Below are 24,294 nucleotides of genomic sequence, written 5' to 3' on the forward strand. Positions count from 1 at the left end.
CTGTAGCTCACGCTATCTAGTGCTACCTCACCTTCAATATCGGAAGAGTTTGCCAACAACTGTTCTGCACTGATGGTAATGACTTCATCTTCATCAATGGTGTAACTGGTTACGCCTGCGATTGGTGGATCGTTCACCTCAAGAACGGTAATTCCCGCTGTTGTTGTATCAACCGCGCCGTCCTCGTCAACCACGACAACATCAAGGCTAACATCGCCTGTAAAGTTTTCGTTTGGTGAGAAGGTGTAAGTACCATCGCCATTAATTTCTAGCACACCGTCGTTACCGCTGTAACTCACGCTGCTGATCGCAACATCACCCTCGATATCCGACGAATTAGCCAGTAGTTGCTCATCACTAATGGTGATCGAGTTGTCTTCATGTACTGTGTAGGACGTGCTGCCCGCAACTGGAGGATCGTTCTCTGGCGTCACACTCACATCAATGTTGGCAGAGGTCGTATCCGTACCGTCTGACACATCGAACGTAAAGTTCACATCGCCATTGAAGTTCTCATTCGGTGCGAAGCTGTACGTGCCATCGCCATTGTCGGTTAGGACACCGTCCGTGCCAGTGTAAGTCACACCTTCAACGGTTAGGTTGTCACCTTCTACATCCGTCGCGCCTGTTAACAAGTCAGCATCGGTGAAGGTAAGAAGACCGTCCTCACCCACAGTGAACGCTTGATCTTGTGGCTCTGGTGCGTCATTGACTGGCGTTACCGTTAAGTCGAGACCAGCCGCAACCACTTCTGCCCCGTCAGTCACATCGTAGGTGAACTCGATGTCACCGTAGAAGTTCTCGCTCGGTGTAATGGTGAAGCTGCCATCCTCGTTCATTTCAACCGTCGCATTTTCATCATTGGTGCTCAGGTTGATTGCACTTAGGTCGTCACCATCAATATCAACGGCATGCTCCAGTAACTGCTCTTGAGTTAGCGTAATGCTGTTGTCTTCGGCGGTAACGGCACTGATATCACCCGTTACTTCTGGTGCATCATTGGTTGGCGAGATATGAATCGTCACATCTTGCGTCGCTGTCGCCGTTGTACCTGTATCCACATCGGTAGAAGTTGCGTTCACGGTTAGCGTCACATCGCCATTGAAGTCCGCAGAAGGGATAAACTCTAATCCTTCTAGCTCGCCTGGTTGTAGTGACCAAGTGCCGTCGCCATTATCAACACCCGCTGATAGTGCGCTGCCCTCTGGCACATCTTCAATCAAGATTGAGAGGTTTTCTGAACCATCGGTATCGGTTAACGCTGCATCGATATCAAGCGGCACTGGTGTATCTTCGGTACCAATGATTTGGTAATCCGCGTCCGCTACCGTGATTTCGATGTTGTCGATGCCGAATGACTCGTCAGGAATACTTTGGTTTAGCGTAGAACCAAAGCCTAACTGAAGCTGACCATCTTCCACCGGAACGGTTAAGTTCACTTGGTGTGCTTGGTCGTTCCAACCACTGAAGCCTTCACGTTGAGAGGCTCCGTGGATCACTTCACCCACTTCATTACCATCTGAGTCGTAAAGCGTTGTCGTACCATCTTGAGTACGGAACGCGGAGTTCTCCAAGGTGGTTAGCTGTTCGCCACCTACAAAGATTTGGAACGACTCGCCATCCCAAGAATCGATTTCGTAGAAGCTAAACGAGATATTCACTTCGTTGACATCGCTTGGGATCTCGTAGGTTTTGCTGACCGCTTCATCACCGCCAGTGCCACCAATACGACCCAACATGTCGCCCGTTTCGAAGCCTTGTGAACTTTCGGTGTTTGCGTTCCAACCGTTCGAGCCAGACTCGAAGTTATCAGAGGCAATCACCAAGTCTGAAGCAATCGACAGCTCTGGCATATCAACCACAGATTGAACATCAATGTTCGCTTCAGCAGGAACCGTTGCAGTGCCATCGTTGACGTCAAACGTCACGTTCACGTTGCCATCGAAGTTTTCGTTTGGCGCGAAGGTGTACGTGCCGTCACCGTTATCGACTAACGTACCACTGTCAGAAGCAACGTTTTCAACCGTTAGGTTATCACCATCGATATCACCTGCATTTTGCAGCAATTGCTCTTCGGTGAAGGTGAAGCTTGTGTCTTCTTGCGTAACAAACTGTGGCTGACCAACCGTTGGCAAGTCATTCACTGGGTTCACAGTCAGATCGGCAGTGGCTTGAATGGTGGCATCGCCGTCCGTAATGTTGAAGCTCAGATCAATGTCGCCATTGAAGTCCGCATCTGGTGTGATAGTGAAGCTGCCGTCATCGTTCGCAACAACGGTCGCATTGCCGTCAACAGTGAGGTTCGCTGCGGTTAGGTCATCGCCATCTACGTCGCCTGCTTGCGCAAGAAGCTGCTCTTGGCTGAGAGTGATAGAACCATCTTCATCCACGCTGTAAGCCAAATCACCTGATACTGGAGCATCGTTGACTGGCAATACATCAATGTTTGCATTGGTTGCTACCGTTGCACCATCTTCATCGGTCACGACAACATCTAGGCTGACATCACCGTTGAAGTTTTCGTTTGGTGCGAAGCTGAATGTACCGTCGCCGTTGTCAGTAAAGATACCGTCGGAGCCGCTGTAGCTGACACTATCAATCGCGACGTCACCTTCAACATCAGATGCGTTCGCCAATAGCTGCTCAGAGCTAATGGTGATCACTTCGTCTTCGTTGACTGAGTAGCTAGTTGCACCGGCAATTGGTGGATCGTTCACCTCAAGAACGGTAATACCCGCAGTGGTTGAATCTGTTGCACCGTCTTCATCGACAACCACAACGTCAAGGCTCACTTCACCATTGAAGTTCTCGTTTGGCGAGAAGGTGTAAGTACCATCACCATTGTCTTGGAACACGCCATCTGCGCCACTGTAGCTCACGCTGTCGATTGCTACTTCGCCTTCTACGTCAGATGAGTTAGCCAATAGTTGTTCGTTACTGATGGTGATCGAATTATCTTCATGCACCGTGTAAGACGTGCTGCCTGCAACCGGAGGATCGTTCTCTGGCGTCACGCTTACATCGATATTCGCCGTCACGGTATCCGTGCCATCAGAAACATCGAAGGTAAAGTTCACGTCGCCATTGAAGTTTTCGTTTGGCGCGAAGCTGTAAGTGCCATCACCATTGTCGGTTAGGACACCGTCTGCACCTGTGTAAGTGACACCTTCAACCGATAGATTATCGCCATCGATATCCGTTGCACCATCAAGCAGATCTTCATCAGTGAACAGCAAGACGCCATCTTCACCAATGGTAAACGCTCGATCTTCTGGCTGTGGTAAGTCGTTAACTGGATTAACCGTTAGGTCAGCCGTTGCAACAATAGTGTCGCTGCCATCGTTGATATCGAACGTGATATCAATGTCACCATTGAAGTTCGCATCAGGCGTAATGGTAAAGCTGCCATCATCGTTTGCCGTAACCGTTGCATCACCGTCAACCACTAGGTTAGATGCGGTTAGCGCGTCGCCTTCTACATCCGATGCTTGAGCAAGAAGCTGCTCTTGGCTAAGCGTAATTGAATTGTCTTCATCGACACTGTAAGCCAAGTTGCCCGATACTGGCGCATCGTTGATTGGCAATACATCGATGTTTGCATTAGTTGACGCAGTTGCACCGTCTTCATCAACAACCACAACATCTAGGCTCACATCGCCATCGAAGTTTGCGTTTGGTGCGAAGCTGAATGTGCCGTCACCGTTATCAGTAAAGATACCGTCAGAGCCGCTATAGCTTACGCTATCAATCGCAACTTCACCTTCAACGTCAGAAGCGTTCGCCAATAACTGCTCAGAGCTAATGGTGATGACTTCGTCTTCGTTCACTGAGTAGCTGGTCGCGCCTGCAATTGGTGGATCGTTCACCTCAAGTACTGTAATACCTGCGGTAGTCGAATCCGTCGCACCATCTTCATCGACCACGACAACATCTAGGCTCACTTCGCCATTGAAGTTCTCGTTTGGCGAGAAGGTGTACGTACCGTCACCATTGTCTTGGAACACACCATCTGTGCCGCTGTAGCTAACGCTATCAACCGCGACATCTCCTTCGACGTCAGATGAATTCGCCAGTAACTGCTCGTCACTAATGGTGATCGAGTTGTCTTCATGCACTGTGTAAGACGTGCTGCCTGCCACCGGTGGATCGTTCTCTGGAGTGACTGTCACATCGATATTCGCGGTCACGGTATCCGTGCCATCAGAAACATCGAAGGTAAAGTTCACATCCCCATTGAAGTTCTCATTCGGTGCAAAGCTATACGTACCATCGCCATTGTCAGTTAGGACACCATCTGCGCCTGTGTAAGTGACGCCCTCTACCGATAGGTCATCGCCATCAATGTCCGTTGCACCATCAAGCAGGTCTTGGTCAGTGAAGGTCAACACACCATCTTCACCAATGGTGAACGCTTGATCTTCTGGCTGCGGCAAATCATTAATTGGGTTAACGGTTAGGTCCGCTGTTGCAACAATAGTGTCGCTGCCGTCGTTGATATCGAACGTGATATCAATGTCGCCATTAAAGTTCGCATCTGGCGTGATAGTGAAGCTACCATCGTCGTTTGCCGTAACCCTTGCATCACCGTCAACCATTAGATTAGATGCGGTTAGCGCGTCGCCTTCTACATCCGATGCTTGAGCAAGAAGCTGCTCTTGACTCAACGTGATTGAGTTGTCTTCGTCGACGCTGTACGCCAAGTTACCCGAAACTGGTGCATCATTGATTGGTAAGACATCGACTGTGATGTAAGTATCGACCTCTGCGCCGTCTTCATCACGAATGGTCACATCCAACTGCACTTGACCATTGAAGTTTTCATTCGGAGCAAAGCTACAAGTACCATCGCCGTTTACTGAGAAGATACCATCTGGACCGTCGTAGCTGATGCCTACTAGCTCAACATCCCCTTCAACATCCGAAGCATTCAGTAGCACTTGAGATTCACTAAAGGTTAGAACTTGGTCTTCATCGATAGTGTATGCGGTAGGACCTGCGATTGGTGGGTCATTTACCTCAATCACAGTAATGCCAGCAGTGGTAGAATCCGTTGCACCTTCTTCATCAACAACGACAACATCTAGGCTCACCTCGCCGCTGAAATTTTCGTTTGGTGAGAAGGTGTACGTACCATCACCGTTGATTTCCAGCACGCCATCGTTACCGCTGTAGCTCACGCTATCAATCGCCACTTCGCCTTCTATATCAGACGAGTTAGCCAACAGCTGTTCGTTACTAATGGTAATCGAATTGTCTTCATGAACGGTGTAAGCCGTGCTGCCTGCAACCGGTGGATCGTTCTCCGGCGTCACGCTTACGTCGATATTCGCCGTCACGGTATCCGTGCCATCGGAAACATCGAAAGTGAAGTTCACGTCGCCATTAAAGTTCTCGTTTGGTGCGAAGCTATATGTGCCATCACCATTGTCAGTAAGAACACCGTCCGCGCCTGTGTAAGTGACGCCCTCAACAGATAAGTCATCCCCTTCAATATCGGTAGCGCCTGTTAGGAGATCCGCATCAGTAAAGGTCAGCACACCATCTTCACCAATGGTGAACGCTTGATCTTGTGGTTCAGGCGCATCGTTAACTGGTGACACCAATAACTCAAGGTTGGTTGAGACAACATCATCGCCGTCAGACACATCGAACGTAAAGGTGATGTCACCATTAAAGTCCGCATCTGGCGTTAAGGTGTAAGTACCGTCACCATTGTCTGTGATGGTGATGTTTTCATCATCCGTTGCCAAGTTCAGTGCTGTCAGTTGGTCTCCATCCAAGTCACGCGCATTAGCGAGCAAATCTTCTTGCGTGATTAGGATTGAACCATCTTCTTCAACCACAGCAGAAACAGGCAATGCTTCAGGCGTATGTTCAATGTGAGCACCCGTTGCATTGACGTAGATGGTTTGAGAAACGGTTTCAGAATCATTATTTGATAGCTCTGTCGCCGTTGCCGTTACATTGATTTCTAGCTGTTGGTTAAAGTCTTCTGGCAATTGAATCTGTAGCTCTTGTTCAATTGCTGTGGTTGGAAGCGTTACAGAACCATCTGGACCGACTGTTACTTCACCGCTGTAGATCTGGCTGTTCACTTCACCTACATCAATGGTGAAGTTGAAGTCACTATAATCGGCATCGCCGCCACCGTAGAGATCTTCAAAGCCGTAAACCAGTTCACCGTCTTCGTTCACAGTAGTTCGAGTATGTTCAATGCCATCTTGGTTGAGCTCTGAGCTTGTGCCGCCATGGAAGACTGCATCACCAAATTGGCTTTGAATCACGGTTTCAGAACCATCAGCACCCACAAACACGAGTTGTGGGTCGACCGTATCCATGTTCGCAGGAGAGCCATCTGCCGCACGGAACTCATACTGACCATCTTGCATGGACGCAAAGTCATTGAAGTTATGACCGTTAGGAATCAAGAATAGGTTGAAGCTTTCCCCTTCCGAGATTTGGAAGCTGAACTGATCTTGTCCCGGAATGAGGTCACCGCCTCCGCCAACTTGAGAGGCGTTTTCGTACACCACTTCAACGCCCGTGATATTGCCGTCTTCATCAACTTTGTAATAGCCAGCTGCGTTTTGGTAACCCGCGGTTTCACCTTCAAAGGTAACCGTGATTTCAGTATCGTTAAAACTGGTGATACCGTTGTCTTGATCGTTAAGTACCCCTTCGTTGTCGTAGCTGATCACCGAACCTTCTGGAACGCCATCAACGGTCACAGTCAGCGTTTCTGACAAGTCTTGGTCAACCAATGCTGCGGCGATGTTCACTTCAACAATACCGCCTGGCTCAACCAAGATCGCTTGGTCATCCACGTTTCGACCGTCGCCATCAGTGATGACTAGGTCTGGCGCATCTGCCACGGCTTCGATATGGACATTAATGTCTTGCTCAACTTCATCCGTACCGTCAGAAACCGTAAAGCTGAACTGCAAGTCACCACTGAAGTGCTCTTCTGGTACGAAGCTAAATGTACCGTCACCGTTGTCCGTTACAGTACCTTCATCACCGGAGTAGTTAATGCTGGTAACGGTGAGGTCATCACCATCAATATCAATCGCGCCACTTAGCAGATCTTCTTGCGTGAACAGGATGCTGCCATCCTCTTCAATTTGGTACATGCCAGGCGCAACAATTGGAATGTCATTGACTGGATTCACCGTCAATGTCATTTCATTAGCAACACTTAGTTCACCGTCACTCACTTCATAAGTGAATGCAATGTCACCATTGAAGTTTTCCGACGGTGTCACCGTGAAGGTGCCGTCGCCGTTATCCACGATAGAGGCATTCGGATCATTGGTTTCTAGTGCCGTTGCGTATAGGTCATCACCATCTTGATCGCTGGCATTTTCAAGCAGCATTTCTTGTGTCACGAGGATAGAGCCATCCTCGTCCACGTCTGCCACGATTGGCGCTGCTTCTGGTGCGTCGTTGACGAACTCAACTTTCAAGTCGATGTTTGCCGCCACCACATCGGTGCCATCACTCACATCAAACGTGAGGTCAACATTACCAAAGAAGCCCTGCTCTGGCGTTAACGTGTAGGTGCCATCGCCATTGTCTGTCACTTGAACCGTATCGCTTGAGCTCGTCACGTTCACAACAGATAAGTCATCGCCTTCGATGTCCGTCGCTTGAGCCAGCAGCTCTGCTTCAGTAATCGTGATGGCTTCACCGTCTTCTGTGGTGAAGGACAAATCAGGTACATCTGGCAGGTCGTTCACTGGGTTAACAGTGAGGTTTAGATCCGCGGCGACGGTTTCGATCGCGTCAGTTACGTCATAAGTAAATTCGATTTCACCAAAGAAGTTTTCACTAGGCGTAATCGTGAAGCTACCATCAGCGTTCTCAACGATGGTTGCATTAGGATCGTTGGTCGACAGGTTCACCGCTTCAAGGTTGTCACCATCCACGTCCGTCGCGTTCGCTAACAAGTCTTCTTGAGTGATGGTAATTGAGCCATCTTCATCAACGACCGCATCAACAGGACCGCTGACCTCTGGACCTTCGTTGACGATCTCAACATCGATCTTCGCAGTGCTTGGTGCACTTGCTTGACCGTCGCTGATATCGAAGGTCAGGTTCACTTCACCGTAGAAGTTCGAAGTTGGCTCGAAGGTAAAGGTGTTGTCGCCGTTGTCTGTCAACGTACCTTGTGACTGGTCAACAAGCAGTAGATTCTCGATATGAAGAATGTCGCCATCCACATCGGTCGCACCTGATAACAGGTCTTTTGCTTCGATGATGATGGTGCCGTTTTCTAGCATTTGAGTATGCAGCGGTGCACCAGGAACTGGCACATCGTTGACCGGAATAACGGTCAGATCTAGATGGGTATCGACTTCATCGGTGCCATCGAAGACTTTGTAATCGATATCGACTTCACCATTGAAGTTTTCATTCGGCATAAAGGTGTAAGTGCCGTCGCCATTGTCGACAAGCTCACCGTTATCACCGCTGTAAGAGATATCAGAGATAGACAGCGCATCGCCTTCCACATCACTTGCATTGGCAAGCAGATCGTCCGCGCTAAACGTAATGCCCACATCCTCATCAGTCGACAACACAATCGGACCAGAAACGATTGGCGCATCGTTTACTGCTTCGAAGTTGATGTTGATGATGTTGTCGTCAGTGAGTTCACCATCCGTAACTTGGTAACCCAGCTCAATCTCACCGTAGAAGTTCTCATCTGGTGTGACTGTCCATGTACCATCGCCGTTGTCAGTTAACGTAGCGTGCTCCGCGTTATCCCCCACCAGCTCTAGGTTTTGAATATCAAGAACATCGCTATCGATATCACTCGCTTGTGCGAGAAGCTGCTCTTCTGTGATAACCACAGAGGCAAACTGCGTAGAACCTTCGGTATCGATGGTCACATTTGGCAAGTCAGCGGTCAGTTCGATTTCACTGTCACCTTCTCGGATATTCAGTTCTACCGTCTCCGTGATTTCCGTGCCGTCCACGCCAATAGATGTGAACACTGCTTCATCATGACAAGTTTGCGATACCGTCATGTTTTGAACCACGTAAGTACCGTTACCTTGAATTGTTCCTAGCTCAAAGTAAGACACTGGCTCGTTCACCGTTAGGGTGTAATCCGTCTCATAGCTACCACGATCTTCTTTGTGGTAAGTCATCGAGTCGATCAAGTCACCATCGGAGTTGAATGCACGAATTTCGACTTCGGTAAAGTGGCGAGACTCTTCCATAAACCAGCCACCTAGACCGTCTAGGTGGAAGCTGATTTCGTTGATGTCTTGACCTTCAACGCTCACAGTCAGTTTTTCATCACCACTCAAGCCTTGACGGTCAGTATCACCAATACCGTGACCGATGTGTGTTTTACCATTCCACGCACCGAGTGGGTCATCATTACTTTGAACGGTAACTTTCAAATCACCATCAACAAACTCACGTGTGTAAGGGTCAACAGCAGTACCCCAATCATCGAGGCTAGCGTTGTCATCAAAGGTACCAATTTGACTCGTGTGCGTACCGTTTGCCAATGCGTCATCATTTGGAATGAAGCGCACTTCCGTATCTGCAGGCACCTCCTGCCCGACTTCTAGCTGTACCCATTCGTCATTTAGATTTGCTTCAATGATGCCGTTTTCAGGGGCTTGGTCGAGACGTAACGCAGGCTCTTCACGCAGAGAAACACCCACGGTTTGATCTTCTTCTGCTTGAATAAAGATCTCGTCGCCCGCTTCTGGCGCATCGTTGACAGGATTAACGGTCAGATCCAACGTGGTCAGAACATCATTTTCGCCATCGCTGATGTTGTAAGTGAAGTCCAACTCACCGTTAAAGTTTTCCGTATGCGTAATGGTGAAAGAACCATCATCGTTGGCTACGATCGTCGCATCTGGGTCATTGGTTTGTAGATTGCTGGCAACAAGGTCATCACCTTCAATGTCTGTCGCATTCGCAAGCAACTGTTCTTGCGTGATGGTGATGGCATTATCTTCATCCACTTCAGCTTGAATGCCTGACGTTTCTGGTGCGTCATTCATCGCGATAACATCGATGCCTGCGGTTGTTGTATCCGTTGCACCATCTTGGTCAATAACCGTAACGTCGAGCGAAATGTTACCGTCAAAGTTCTCATTTGGCGTAAAGGTATATGTGCCGTCGCCATTGTCCACGAAGCTACCGTCGTTACCAGAGTAGCTAACATTCGCCAAGGCTACGTCGCCTTCCACATCAGAAGAGTTGGCTAACAACTGCTCGTCACTAATGGTGATTTGACCATCTTCTTGAACCGTGTAAGACGTAGAACCTGCCACCGGTGGATCGTTCACTGGTGTCACGCTGACATCAATGAATGCTGGTGTTGAACCTGTGCCGTCAGACACATCGAATGTGAACTGAACATCACCGTTGAAGTTCTCATTCGGCGCGAAGCTGTAAGTGCCATCACCATTATCGGTAAGCACGCCGTCCGCACCTGTGTAGAGAACATTTTCGATAGACAGATCATCGCCGTCAATATCCGATGCGCCTTCCAATAGGTCTGCATCCGTGAAAAGCAAGGTGCCGTCTTCTTCTACCGTGAACTGTTGATCTTGCGCTTGTGGCAAGTCATTCACAGGATTAACCGTAATATCCAGACCAACTTGTACCGAGCCGCCATCGTTATCAATGATATCGAAGGTCAGATCTAGGTCACCGTTGTAGTTTTCATCCGGTGTGATGGTGTAGCTGCCATCATCGTTGTATTGAATCGTCGCGTTGTCATCTGTCGATAGATTGATGGCTTCAAGGTTCTCGCTATCAATATCGCCCGCTTTGGCAAGCAGCTGCTCTTGGCTTAGCGTGATTGAGCTGTCTTCGTTGATGGTGTAAGCCAAATCACCCGATACTGGTGGATCGTTGATTGGCAATACGTCGACATTGATGTGCGTATCAACGGTTGCCCCATTTTCATCTTGAATGGTCACATCCAACTGAACTTGACCATTGAAGTTCTCGTTTGGTGCAAAGCTGCAAGTACCATCACCATTGACGGTAAAGATACCATCCGAGCCTTCATAGCTGATGCCAACAAGCTCTACATCGCCCTCAATATCAGATGCGTTGGCAAGAATTTGTGACTCACTGAATGTCAGTACTGAATCTTCATCAATCGTGTAAGACGTTGGACCGGCAACTGGAGGATCATTCACTTCAATGACGGTAATGCCTGCGGTCGTTTCGTCAATCGCACCTTGCTCATCCGCCACAATCACATCAAGGCTGATATCACCACTGAAGTTCTCATTCGGCATGAAGGTGTAAGTACCGTCACCGTTGTCTTGGAATACGCCATCGGTGCCTGAATAGGTCACGCTATCGATGGACACCGCGCCTTCCACATCCGAAGAGTTAGCCAGAAGCTGCTCGTCGGAAATCGTAATCGCATTATCTTCATCAACCGTGTAAGACGTTGAACCCGCAACCGGAGGATCGTTCACTGGAGTGACGCTCACATCCACATTGGCAGGTACGGTCTCAGTGCCGTCAGAAACACCAAAGCTAAAGCTGACATCGCCGTTGAAGTTTTCGTTTGGTGCAAAGGTGTAAGTACCATCGCCGTGGTCAGTCAGCACACCATCGCTGCCTGTGTAGCTAATGCCATCAACCGTTAAGTTATCGCCATCGATGTCGGTCGCCCCTGCAAGCAGGTCTGCGTCAGTAAACTGAAGCGTGCCGTCTTCTTCAACACTAAACTGCTGGTCTTGAGGAACAGGAAGATCATTAACCGGATTAACCGTTAGATCTGCCGTTGCTTGGATAGTGTCTGTGCCGTCCGTAATGTTGAATTGGATATCAATGTCACCATTAAAGTCCGCATCTGGTGTAATCGTGAAGCTGCCATCATCGTTCGCTGTAACGGTTGCGTTTCCATCCACCGTCAAATCACTAGCAGTCAGGTCATCGCCCTCAATATCAGACGCTTGAGAAAGAAGTTGCTCTTGGCTGAGTGTAATCGCACCGTCTTCATCAACACTGTAAGCCAAATCACCCGATACTGGCGCATCATTGATTGGCAATACATTCACATTGATGACGGTATCAACTTTTGCTCCATCTTCATCTCGAATGGTGACATCAAGTTGAACTTGTCCGTTAAAGTTCTCGTTTGGCGCGAAGCTGCACGTGCCATCATCGTTAACGGTGAAAATGCCATCCGGCCCATCGTAACTAATGCCAACAAGCTCTACATCGCCTTCCACATCAGAGGCATTCAACAGCACTTGCGACTCACTAAACGTCAGAACTGAATCTTCATCAATAGTGTAAGAAGTTGGTCCAGCGACTGGTGGATCGTTCACTTCCAGTACTGTAATGCCAGCAGTGGTGACATCCGTTGCGCCTTCTTCATCAGCGACGACAACATCAAGCGTCACTTCACCATTAAAGTTTTCATTTGGAGAGAAGGTGTACGTACCGTCACCATTGATTTGCAACACACCATCGCTGCCAGAGTAGCTCACGCTATCAATCGATACATCCCCTTCTAAATCCGAAGAGTTTGCCAACAGTTGCGCGTCAGAAATGGTAATAGAGTTGTCTTCGTGAACCGTGTAAGACGTTGAACCAGCCACAGGAGGATCATTCACCGGCGTAACGCTCACATCCACATTCGCTGAAACTGTATCTGTGCCATCAGATACGTCGAAGCTGAAGTTTACATCACCGTTGAAGTTCTCATTTGGCGCAAAGCTATACGTGCCATCGCCATTGTCAGTTAGAACGCCGTCGGTTCCTTCGTAGCTGATTCCCGTTACAGAAAGGTCATCGCCTTCAATGTCGGTCGCACCTGCAAGCAGATCCGCATCGGTAAATTGTAGCGTGCCGTCCTCTTCCACACTGAATTGTTGGTCTTGAGGAACAGGCAGATCGTTGATTGGATTAACGGTTAGGTCAGCGGTTGCTTGAACGGTATTCGTGCCATCTGAAATATCAAAGCTAATGTCGATATCACCGTTGAAATCTGCGTCCGGCGTGATGGTGAAGCTACCATCGTCATTTTGAGTCACCGTCGCGTTGCCATCTACCGAAAGGTTAGAAGCCGTCAGTGCATCGCCTTCCACGTCAGAAGCTTGCGACAACAACTGTTCTTGGCTCAAACGAATCGAGCCATCTTCATCCACTGAGTAAGCAAGATTGCCAGATACTGGCGCATCATCAACTGGCGTAACGTTAACATCAATGTTGGCAGAAACCGTATCTGTGCCATCGGACACATCAAAGCTAAAGTTCACATCGCCATTGAAGTTTTCATTTGGCGCAAAAGTGTAGGTCCCATTACCGTTGTCGGTCAGGATGCCGTCACCACCGTCGTAGCTTACGCCCTCAACCGTTAGGTTATCGCCTTCAATATCCGTTGCACCACTGAGCAGGTCTGCGTCCGTAAAGATCAGCGTGCCATCTTCTTCCACGCTGAACTGTTGGTCTTGAGGAACAGGCAGATCGTTGATTGGATTAACGGTTAGGTCAGCGGTTGCTTGAACGGTATTCGTGCCATCTGAGATATCAAAGCTGATGTCGATATCACCATTAAAATCTGCGTCCGGCGTGATGGTGAAGCTACCATCGTCATTTTGAGTTACCGTCGCGTTGCCATCTACCGAAAGATTAGATGCCGTCAGTGCATCGCCTTCCACATCGGAAGCTTGCGACAACAACTGCTCTTGGCTCAAACGAATCGAGCCATCTTCATCCACCGAGTATGCAAGATTGCCAGATACTGGTGCATCGTCGACTGGCGTAACGCTTACATCAATGTTGGCAGAAACCGTATCCGTGCCGTCGGACACATCAAAGCTAAAGTTCACATCGCCATTGAAGTTTTCATTTGGCGCAAAAGTGTAAGTCCCATTACCGTTGTCGGTCAGGATGCCGTCGCCACCGTCGTAGCTTACGCCCTCAACTGTTAGGTTATCGCCTTCAATATCCGTTGCACCAGCAAGCAGGTCAGCATCGGTGAAGATCAGCGTGCCGTCTTCTTCCACCTCAAAGGTTTTATCTTCCGGCACTGGTGCGTCATTGATTGGACGAACAGTTAAATCAATCGAGCTAGAAATGGTTTCTTGACCATCACTGATATCAAACGTTAAGCCGAGTTCACCATTAAAATCAGTATCAGGTGTGACGGTATAAGTGCCATCACCATTATCCACAACCGATGCATTAGCACCCACTTGCACGTTGAATGCGGCAAGATCATCGCCATCAACATCACTCGCGTACCCGAGAAGTTGTTCTTGAGTGAAGGTAATAGTGCCATCTTCATCCATGATGTATGCCAGATCTTGCCCTACTTCTGGCGCGTCATTTTCACCTTCGACTTTAATTTGGAACGTCTCGCTCGTAGTTTCGGAGTCGAAATCGTCTTCTACTTGCGTCGTGGTTTCTTCGCTGGTGTCTTGTACATCCACCGCGAAGCTCTCTTCAGTGGTTTCTGAATCTAGCTCGTCACCACCTTGAGAACCTTCAGAGTCTGAAGAAGCACTTGGCGCAGATGAAGTTTGTACCGCTTGTCCTTGCGCTTCATTGCCTTCTGCGTCCGAACCACCTTCAGAGCCAGAGGCATCACCACCACCGACCGCTTGGGCACCCGCCCCAGAATCCGAACCACCGCTGCCCAGAGCCTCGTCACCTGATTCTCCGCTAGAAGCTACACTATCAACAACATTGGATTGTGCAGCGTCAGAGTCGCTGCTACTTTCAGTATCCTCTTCTTGAACTGCGCCACCCGAGCTCACTGCTTCTTCTTCCGTACCCGCGCCACTAGGATTTTCTTCCATCGCACGATTGGCTTCATCAACAGCATCTGCACTTTCAGCACCGGTCGCTACAGTCGAAGAGACGGTCGACTGCTGTTTTTCTTCTTTTGTCCCCGTATCCTTCGTTTCTGTTTGCTCTACCGCATCGTTAAGCTTTTCATTGTCTTTTTCTTGATTAGTGTCGCCTGCCATTACAGCCTCCGTTGCTTTTAGCTAACTGATCGTATTTAGAGGCAGTAAAGGACACCATTTTTAGAAACCAACTTTTTTATACAACTTTTTTCATACCTTTCGAGTTCTATAAAAACAAAAAAATTTGAAAACCCAGTATAAAGATCCTTACTTGTTGTCATTAAAGCAATTAGTGCGGTGGGATAATGATAAATATGACAAATCTGTTGCGCTCAGTCGACAACAGCCATAAAGGGCTGCAATTGCTATTAGGCGATTTTTACCAAGATTTCAGTGATGCAGGGATTGATATTGAGATGCTGCATAAACAAAACCGTTTTGAAGCACTCAGATGTTATTCAAAAAGACTAAAGACCATTCTCGTCTTGTTATGTGATGACGACTTACCACCAAAATTGGCAAAGCTTGAACACTTAAACAAACACCATTTCCCTGCTCCTAATGAATTGATCGAGGACGTTAAAACCGAGCTTAACAACGTAAACAGACAAATTAGCCAGCTGTTAAAAATCGAAAATTCAATCGATAGCCGCACAGGTAGTGAATCATAGGGGTGGCTCATGAGTAATAAGCAAATAGAACATCACCTCAAAAAGGCGCTTGTTTCGAACAACGAAGCTTCGAAAGTAACAGCAGACGATACAATCGTGCTAGCAAGTGCAATGACCAGCGTACACAAAACCTTGCTGGTTATCTTTTTGCTTTCCATGGTGGCTATCGCCGTGGCATCTCAGGCTCGTATCGACATTGTGGTGTCGGTGCGCGGTGAGCTATTGCTCGAATCTGACATCGAAAAAGTGCAACACCTTGAAGGCGGTATTCTAGAAGAAATGCTAGTGCGCAAAGGCGAAGTGGTTTATGAAGGTCAACCTATTGCACGCCTTCGCTCTCTGGATAGAAACACTCAACTTGATACGGTAAACACAGAGATCATTCAGCTTGAGCTAGACAAGATTCGTTACGAAAGCCTGCGCGATATGGTGGAACCCGATTTTTCTTCCTACATCGAAAAGTACCCAGAATTAGTGCAAGTCAACATGAATACCTGGCAGCAAGAATTTTCTAAAAACCGTTCCAATGAAGAGTTGATCACTCACGATATCCAACATAAGAATTCGCTTATTGATTCAATGCTCAAGCGCCGTAAAAGCTCCGAGAACCAGCTCTCCTTGATACGCAAGCAGCTCAATATTAAGAACACCTTGTACAAAGAGGAAATGGCGTCTTACGTCGATGTTCTGAATATGCAGGTTCAAGAGTCAAACATGGTGCGTGAGATAGAAAACCTTGATGAGTCGGTCATGAATGAGCGCTTCCAACTCGACAAACTAGAGAAGCAGTACCGAGACTTGGTGGAGAATCGTAATGCCGAGTATCAAGCACAAATCATTCAAGCAAACAAGGACTTAAAGTTGAAACGTATATTACGTCCTCAACACTCAGATAAAGTGGATCGCCTCGTGGTTTACGCCCCTATTGACGGTGTAGTAGATAAAGTGCACTTCAACTTCCGCTCCGCTGTGATACCGCCAGGTGAAAGCATCGCGGACATTGCACCGATCAATAACGCCCTTCACGGAGAGGCGAAGATCCCGCGTAAAGACATGGGTTTTGTAGAAATCGGACAAGCGGTCAAAGTGAAGATGGATACCTACAACTTTGCCAAATACGGATTTTTGGAAGGTCGAATTGCATCGATCAGCCGTTCTTCTTATGAAGAAGAAGACGCTGAATTCTACCTCGCGGAAATCCAAATCAGTCAAAACTATCTAGAGCGCGGAGGCACACAATACAAGCTGTCCCCTTATATGGAGTTTACCGCAGACGTGAAAACAGGTTCACGCCGGGTGATCGAATACGCAGCGAAGCCGGTTATGTCGGCTATCGAAGACGCATTCGATGAGAGGTGATGGATGAGTAGCAAACCTTCTTACAATATTTCCGTTCCTGTTATGCGCCTAAGCATCGCTTTCAGCTTGATGCTGGCTGCCCTCGCCTTTTATTTGTATATCTCTTGGGAAAAAGTGGATTCAGTCGAGAAAGTGCAAAACGCGCCTCTTTTGGTTCAAGCTCAACAGCTCAACCAAACTATCGAGTTTGATATTCAAACGCTTCAACGCTGTTTAAGCGCACGTTATTGCAGTACAACAGAGCTTGATTTTGAGGTTCTGAAAGACGAAATTGACCAATTTAAGTCGCTCGCGTCACTCAACAAAACCGAGTTTAGCTTGGTGGGCGCGACCGAATACACGCAGCTTGAACTGGCAATCAATCGCTTCTCAGACAGCCAAAAAACACGCGACGATGTGTTGGCACTGTACCTCTCGCTCACCAATAACTACCTACAAATGGACGACAACTACAGGACCATATTTAACAACCATGCGAGCGACCTAATGATGGAGAAAAACGAGTTCTTCATTTGGTTGTTTGTGGTCGTTGTCGTACTGGTTGGTATCGCAGTGCTATCGAACTTGGTGGCAATCCTTAAACTGAAAAAATCCAGCTCGAATGAGCGTGACATTGACCAAGAATTCGATGAGCTTTATCAAGAACTCAAACAACTGGATTTACAAAGGCTGGAAGAGTTGCTGAATGAAGTGAGCATCAATCCGAAGCAGCGTCAGATCTACTCACACCTAAAACTGATTTTCAGCAAACTCGAAGAGCAAAAACGCAATAACGATCTCTACAAGCAGCTCTATGCTCTGATTGGTTACGAGATTCGTGGCATCACCAACACCATTAACGGCGGCGTGCAATATCTCGTTCAAGAGACCGATGAGAGCGGAGTGTTGATGGCGCAAGATATAACCTCGGCTGCCAATACCCTGTCTGAATTGGCAGAGAACTACAACCGACTCATTTCACAAGGGACCGAGAGCAAATCGAAAGAGTTTTCACTGCTGAATGTACTGTCTGAATTGATGATTCACATCAGTTCAAAAGTGCAGCGCAATGAAGGTGAGCTAGACTGCTTTATCTCAGATAACTTACCAAACCGTGTTGAAGGACAATCCACCAGCTTATTCTGGGTGTTGTTCCTACAGCTATCAAATGCCATCCAACTCAAAGCCGACAAGAAACTGTTTGTCACCATTGAATCAGGTGCGGCGTCAGACATTGAAAATACCCGCCTGACCATCAATCTAAACTTCTTAACCACGCTGGATGTGCCGCTTGCCAAGCTCAATACCCTACACTGGAGCGACCATAAACAGCACACTGCAACCAAAGACGATTTGGCGAAAAGCGTGTTGAAAGATTATGGCTATTACGAGAGCCATTGGTATCAATCGGGCAATCAGGAACGTTTTCAAATTCAGCTCGATTTGAAAGCCAAAAGCTTCCACACCGAGAAAACTCGCTTCGACAATAAGCGCCTATTACTGTGTGCCAACTCTCAGCTGCGCATTGATGTGATGAACAAAATGTTAGTCAACTTGGGCTTAGAGATTACGCCAATTCGAACGCCGAACGAACTCTTCTCTGCGGCAAAAACCTTTGGCGAATACGATGCCATCATGCTGACCGACACGTTCGAGCCAAACAAGCTGCCCTCACTGAGCAAAACGGTGAAATCGCAACTGCGCAATCACCCGAATACTAAATTGCTGCTTTCAGTCACTAGCACTCAGCAAGCACAAGAGAGCCATACCTTTGTCGACAAGATTCTGAACTCTCCTGCGATTCCGTATGAGTTCATCCCCAATCTTTTAGCAATCATGGAAGCGGAAGCCTCAGAAGATCAGATGGAGAACAGCTCATTCCTGATTGTTGAGGATGACCGTGTTCAACAGATTCTACTCAAACGTATTTTGAGCAAGCAAGAATACGAAGCCGATACCGTTGGCGATGGCGCAGACGCCGTTCAGCACTTCATGAATCAGCGCTCGGATATCATTTTTATGGACTGCATCATGCCAGGCATGGGCGGTATTGAAGCAACCAAACGCATTCGACAATACGAACAAGAGAACGGACAAAACCCCTGCACCATCATAGGTGCGACAGCATTGACCAGCAGTAATGAACACCAAGCTTGTATCGAAGCTGGAATGGATTACGTGATCAGCAAACCTTATAAAAACGACGAAATCATCAAGGTGATCAACAAGTATGTGGCGGTACAGAAACTTAACTAGCTGCGTATTGGCAGCGCTTACATTGAGCAATGCTCCTTCGGCAATGGCGACCACCTTGCTTGAGGCGGTCAAACTCGGCTTGGAAAACAACTTATCTCTGCGCGCTAGTGACAAAGGCGTGGAAGAAAACGAATACAACATCGACATTAGCCGCTCTAAGTTCCTACCCTCTTTAAACGGTGCTGCTGATACCACATGGAATGAAAACGAGACCATATTAACGGGAACACCGGATACGCGTTCTAGCTACAACTCAAACAGCTACAGCGTGTCTTTATCTCAATCAGTGTTTAACCTTGGCGACATCTTCAAATACGGCACCGCGAAACTTGATTTCAACATTGAAGAAATCAAACACGAGAACAAAATCCAGAGCACCATTTCTGAAATCGCGACGCAATATTTCGAGTACCTGAAAAACAACGCGCAAATCAAAGCCACCAAAGTCGAGCTTAAATCGTCTGAAACACGTGAGCGCCAAATGCGTCGCAACGTGGAGCTTGGCAACACTGCGGCGAGCGAGTTGTATGAGGTAATTGCTCAGAAAGAAGGCATTGCCAACCGCTTAAGAACCTTAGAGAAAGATCGACGTGTGATTTTGAACGGTTTAGAGATTCAAGTTCAATATCCAGTCACCCCATCGCAGGACATCTACGAAAGCGTGCCCTTGGCGGAAATCAGCGAATCCGAACAACGCGCGATTCTTGAACAAGCTTTGAAGCTCAATAACGATTTATTGGTTGCGAAGAAAACCGTAGAACGCAGCCGAAGAGGGTTGAAAGAAAGCGGTTCAAACTTTGTGCCGACCGTGTCACTCTCTGCCAGTTACCGTTATGACGATGCGAACAACTATGACCGAACCGACCCCACCGCAACAGGGGACAGTAACTCCACCAGCGTCGGTTTGAACTTGAATGTGCCGATTTTCTCCGGCGGTTCGGATTACTACGGTTATCAAAAATCGTCGACTGCCATCGAGCGAACCGAGCTACTGTACCAAGATTCATTGTTCACGACGCGCAATAGCGTTAACACCTCGGTACTCAACATTAATGACTTCTCCCGCGCTATTAGCAGTTACGAGAATATCATCCGAGCTAACTACGCCTCCTACAAAGGCATTCAGCGCGCTTACCAGCTTGGTACGCGAACCATTACCGACTTACTGGCAGCAGAAAGTAAACTGTTTAGCGCGCTACGTGATTACGAGAGCGCGCGTTATGACTACATCATTGAATCGATCAATCTTGAGCAAATCAAAGGCATGCTGTCGGTGCAATCCATCGAAAGCATCATGCAGTTGATGAGCGATATCGAAGGCAGAAGCAATCAAGACTTAGTTCCAAAACACCTTCTCTCCAAACCATCGATTAAGAAAGGAGGTCGCAATGCAAACTGAGCATTTTTCCCAGAAGATTAACTTTGCTGACAAGTGTTATCTGACTTTCTCAACGGTCATCTCAACACTGTTTGGTTTAGTGTTGCCCTTTTCGATTCTGATTATCTTTGACCGTGTTTTACCTAACCAAGCTAAAGACACGCTGTTTCTTCTGTTTGCCATTATCTTGATCACCATCTTCCTCGACTATCACTTAAAGAATCAGGAAGAGAAGATTTCGTCGGTGATCATGAAGCAATTCGAAACCAACTTAACCAACAAAGTGTTTCAATCCATCTGTTTGGCTGAGATATCGAAGTTTCGTCGCCTAGAACCCGGTGAATACTTAGAGCGTATTGCCACCATTCCCGAGATTAAATCCTTCTTTGGCGGAGAATCTGTACGGGCATTGATCAACCTTGCCGTCAGCATACTGACCATTCTGATTATCGGTGTGATCAACATTTGGGCGGGAGTGACCATCTTGCTCGCCTCCATCATTTTGGCGGTGTTCGCACTGAGCCTATCTAAGCAGAAAATCAACAGCTTAGAAAACAAATCCGACATCGAAGGCTTAACTACTTCTAAAATCATCGAGATCATCTCTAGCCCACTCGATATCAAAGCGCGCAATATGGAATATCGCGTTGAGAGCCTCATGACACAAATGGTGGAAGAGCGTGAAGTCGAGAACATCAAATACGAGCAAATTGAATCGAACTTCAGCCTTATCTTGTCGCTCATACAACAGCTCTCCATTGCTTGTGTGGTGGTAGTTTTGGCAACGGCAGTTATCAACATGCAATCGAGCCAAGGCATCATGGCTGCCATCATCATGCTTACCAACCGCTACTTCGCGCCATACCAGCAAGTAATGCGCACGGTGAGTCGATGGGAGTTGAACAAGCTTCATATTCAACGTATCGCCGAGCTGCTTGAGCTTGCGGCATCTGTAGAACAACAAAATGATACGACAGAAGTCGAGCGCATCTCGGTGAAGTATTCGGAAAAGCAACGCATCGAGTTTGAACGTGGTCAGGCTTACTTGCTGACGGGGAAAAGCGGCGCAGGCAAAACCCATCTTGCCAATTGCATTACGCGGCAAAACACCGACAACAAACTGGACATTAAGATCAACGAGACACCACTCGATGACGTCAACTACAACGTCTGGCGTAATAGCGTGCTCATGGTCGACAAAACCAGTTCGTTCGTCGAAGGCACCATCATCGACAACTTGACTTGTTTCCGCCCAAGCTTAAATAACACGGCATTTGCGCTTTGCGAAACCATGAACATCAAAGCACAAATCGATGCCCTTCCCGCTGGTTTTTACACCGAGCTTAAAGGACATTTACGCAACCCATTCTCTCGCCAAGTCGCTTATGCCCTGTTGTTGGTGCGTGCCTTACTCGCGAACAAACGTGTGTTGATCTTCGACGACATCGACTGTGTTTATGATGACGACTTTGCTCGATTGGTTTTGACCAGTACTGCCTATCGCGCCAACGACAAAATACTCATCATCGTCAGCAATAAGATGGACAAGCTCAATCATCGCCTCAAACGCGTCAAACTTACCGGAGGTGACCAATGAGTATTTTGGTTGATTTTAATAATGTCCCTCAGCGCTTGTTGGACTTTGAGGCTCGCAGTTATGACGAGCGATACAATCAGTCACCTTTGATTCGTGGTTTAGCTTACACCCTCATTGCGCTTGAATGGGAAGGCACACCTTCTATCCTCAGTGACGCTTTTATCCCTAAACCAAAAGACAGCGACAGTTTTGTTGCCACGATTGAACGCCTTGGTTACCGTTGTGACGTCACCAAATTAAAAACGTTGGAACACATCGAGGGGCACCCTCATCCTTGTTTTATCGAGATCGAAAACCTCACTGCGATTTTCTTGGGCACCAAAGACGGCAAACTGATCCTGTTTGATTACACCAATAACAACACCATTGAATACCCGCTCTGCAAGAAGCCATGTTTGTTGGTCTCGATCAGCGAATACTCGCGCTTGTTCCGAGAGCCGCCACCTGAATCTCAAGACCGCAGTAACTGGATTAAATACGCGTTTTATCGCTACAACAATGAACTCAAGAGCCTGATTATCCTCAGCTTCGTGGTCAGTATTCTCGGCGCACTCCAGCCCTTTTTTATTATGAGTGTGTACAACTTCGCCTTGACGTCTAGCTCGCAAGCCACGCTCTATTGGCTCACGTTGTTTGCCGTGATTGTTGGGTTTTCGGAATACTTTTTCAAGAAAATGCGGGTCAACATCATCGCCACATCAGGGAAGGATTTGGCGGTGCATATTTCTCAAAACGTAATATCCAAACTGTTGTGGCTTCCTTATTCGATGACATCTACCGCTGGTGTCTCTTCTCAGTTAGCACGTTTGAAAGACATCGACACTTTCCGCCGTTTGGTAACCGCAGAGTCAACATTAAGCTACTTCGACATGCCGTTTGTTATCGTATTCATTATTGCCATTGCTCTTATGTCTGGTACCGCGGCGCTAGTCGTTATGGCGGGGTTGATTCTAATGTTGGTGTTCTGTGTTTATTCTCGTTACATCTACTCGCAAGCCACGTCCAAGAGCTCTCGCGCCAACGCCATGGTTTCTTACCAATGGAATGAGATTCTTCGTGGTATAAAAACCATCCAAGGCTTGCCATTGTTGCGTGTTATCCAGTCCCGCTTTAGCGCATCGCATTTACAAAGCACCAACGATGCAGAACATGTTTCAGTGACTAATAGCAGGGTTCAGGCAGCAGGCGGGAGTTTGATTCAGGTTATTGGTACCGCAAGTATCGTCGCGGCCGTTATCGGCGTGATGGACGGCACCTCCGATGCAGGTGCAATGCTTGCTACCGTAATTTTAGTCTGGAAGGCGTTGGGGCCTATTATGGGCATCTACAACTCTATTTCTAAGTTCCAATCCATTAAGGCGTCTTCTGCGCAAATCAACAACCTTATGGCGATGAATGACGATAAGCTAACGTTAGAGAAAAGCCCCCCTATTCGCCTATTTCAAGGTAGTATCGTCGGCTCTGGTGTGAGCCATCGTTATAGTGGTGCGGCAACAGGCTTAACTAATCTTGGTTTTAAAATTCCACCGGGCGCAAAAGTTGTGATTTGTGGACCAACAGGTTGCGGTAAAACGACGCTCATTTCTATTATCGCTGGGCTAGAGGAACGCTATCAAGGCTCAGTTTCGGTGGACGGTTATAACATCAAACAATTCAACAGTTACCGCTATCGAACCTCGATTAACTACGTCCCGTTTAACCTGCATATTTTTGAAGGCTCCTTGGAGACTAACTTCATCTTGCATAATGGGTTAATCCCAACAGAAAAAATGCGTGAAATGGTGAGTTTCTTTGAGCTCGATACATGGTTGCCACAAGGCCTGGACACTCAATTGAGCGTTGATATCTGTAAAAGTTTACCAAATGGTATTCAACAAAGACTGCGGCTCGCATTAGGGCTAGGTAACTGCGAACAATCTTTGATTATCATTGACGAGCCATTTAATGGTGCTGAGCAAGAAAACTCGCACTACTTCAAGCGGTTATTCAGCGACAAACTACTCAATAAGACCGTTATTTTCTCAACGAATGATCCGGGCATGATCTCTACATCCAACATGAGCTTAGTCTTGGAGCCAGATGGCAACCTGAAATATTTCGGGTTAACCGATAAGTACTTAAAAAGTCTAAGTTAAGTTCGGAATGTGGTGTGGTTCATCATTCATACTTGAGCACGGTCATTGACAAAAATGTAAA

7 protein-coding genes are annotated in these 24,294 nt (G+C 47.6%); 6 read left to right on the forward strand and 1 reads right to left on the reverse strand.

Annotated elements, in window-relative coordinates; all coding sequences use genetic code 11:
- A partial coding sequence (locus R7Z10_RS00005; RefSeq protein ID WP_318103592.1) for a tandem-95 repeat protein occupies positions 1 to 14,978 on the reverse strand: 14,978 nt, incomplete at its 3' end.
- Between the two features lie 182 nt (positions 14,979 to 15,160).
- On the opposite strand from R7Z10_RS00005, the gene R7Z10_RS00010 reads away from it, so the two are divergent.
- The 6 genes from R7Z10_RS00010 to R7Z10_RS00035 are packed head-to-tail and all read left to right on the forward strand — an operon-like array spanning position 15,161 to position 24,233.
- A complete protein-coding gene (locus R7Z10_RS00010; protein WP_053303761.1) occupies positions 15,161 to 15,529 on the forward strand; it encodes a hypothetical protein in 369 nt (122 codons plus the stop codon).
- Positions 15,530 to 15,538: 9 nt separating this feature from the next.
- The gene (locus R7Z10_RS00015; protein ID WP_017821587.1) at positions 15,539 to 16,888 is read left to right on the forward strand and encodes an HlyD family type I secretion periplasmic adaptor subunit; all 1,350 of its coding nucleotides are present in this window, start codon (positions 15,539 to 15,541) and stop codon (positions 16,886 to 16,888) included.
- 3 nt (positions 16,889 to 16,891) lie between these two features.
- Complete coding sequence (locus tag R7Z10_RS00020; protein WP_053303762.1) at positions 16,892 to 19,123, forward strand: response regulator; 2,232 nt, start codon at positions 16,892 to 16,894, stop codon at positions 19,121 to 19,123.
- Positions 19,098 to 20,522: a TolC family protein gene (locus R7Z10_RS00025; protein ID WP_017821589.1), complete on the forward strand. Its 1,425-nt coding sequence runs from the start codon at positions 19,098 to 19,100 to the stop codon at positions 20,520 to 20,522. Before R7Z10_RS00020 ends, R7Z10_RS00025 begins: the two co-directional genes overlap by 26 nt.
- A complete protein-coding gene (locus tag R7Z10_RS00030) occupies positions 20,512 to 22,098 on the forward strand; it encodes an ATP-binding cassette domain-containing protein (protein WP_053303763.1) in 1,587 nt (528 codons plus the stop codon). The genes R7Z10_RS00025 and R7Z10_RS00030 overlap by 11 nt, the downstream gene beginning before the upstream one ends.
- Positions 22,095 to 24,233 (forward strand): ATP-binding cassette domain-containing protein, encoded by a 2,139-nt coding sequence (locus R7Z10_RS00035; RefSeq protein ID WP_053303764.1) that lies wholly within the window; start codon positions 22,095 to 22,097, stop codon positions 24,231 to 24,233. Before R7Z10_RS00030 ends, R7Z10_RS00035 begins: the two co-directional genes overlap by 4 nt.
- Positions 24,234 to 24,294 lie beyond the last annotated feature (61 nt).

It is taken from the genome of Vibrio sp. Vb1018, from assembly GCF_033338775.1.
Classification (GTDB): Bacteria; Pseudomonadota; Gammaproteobacteria; order Enterobacterales; family Vibrionaceae; genus Vibrio; species Vibrio alginolyticus.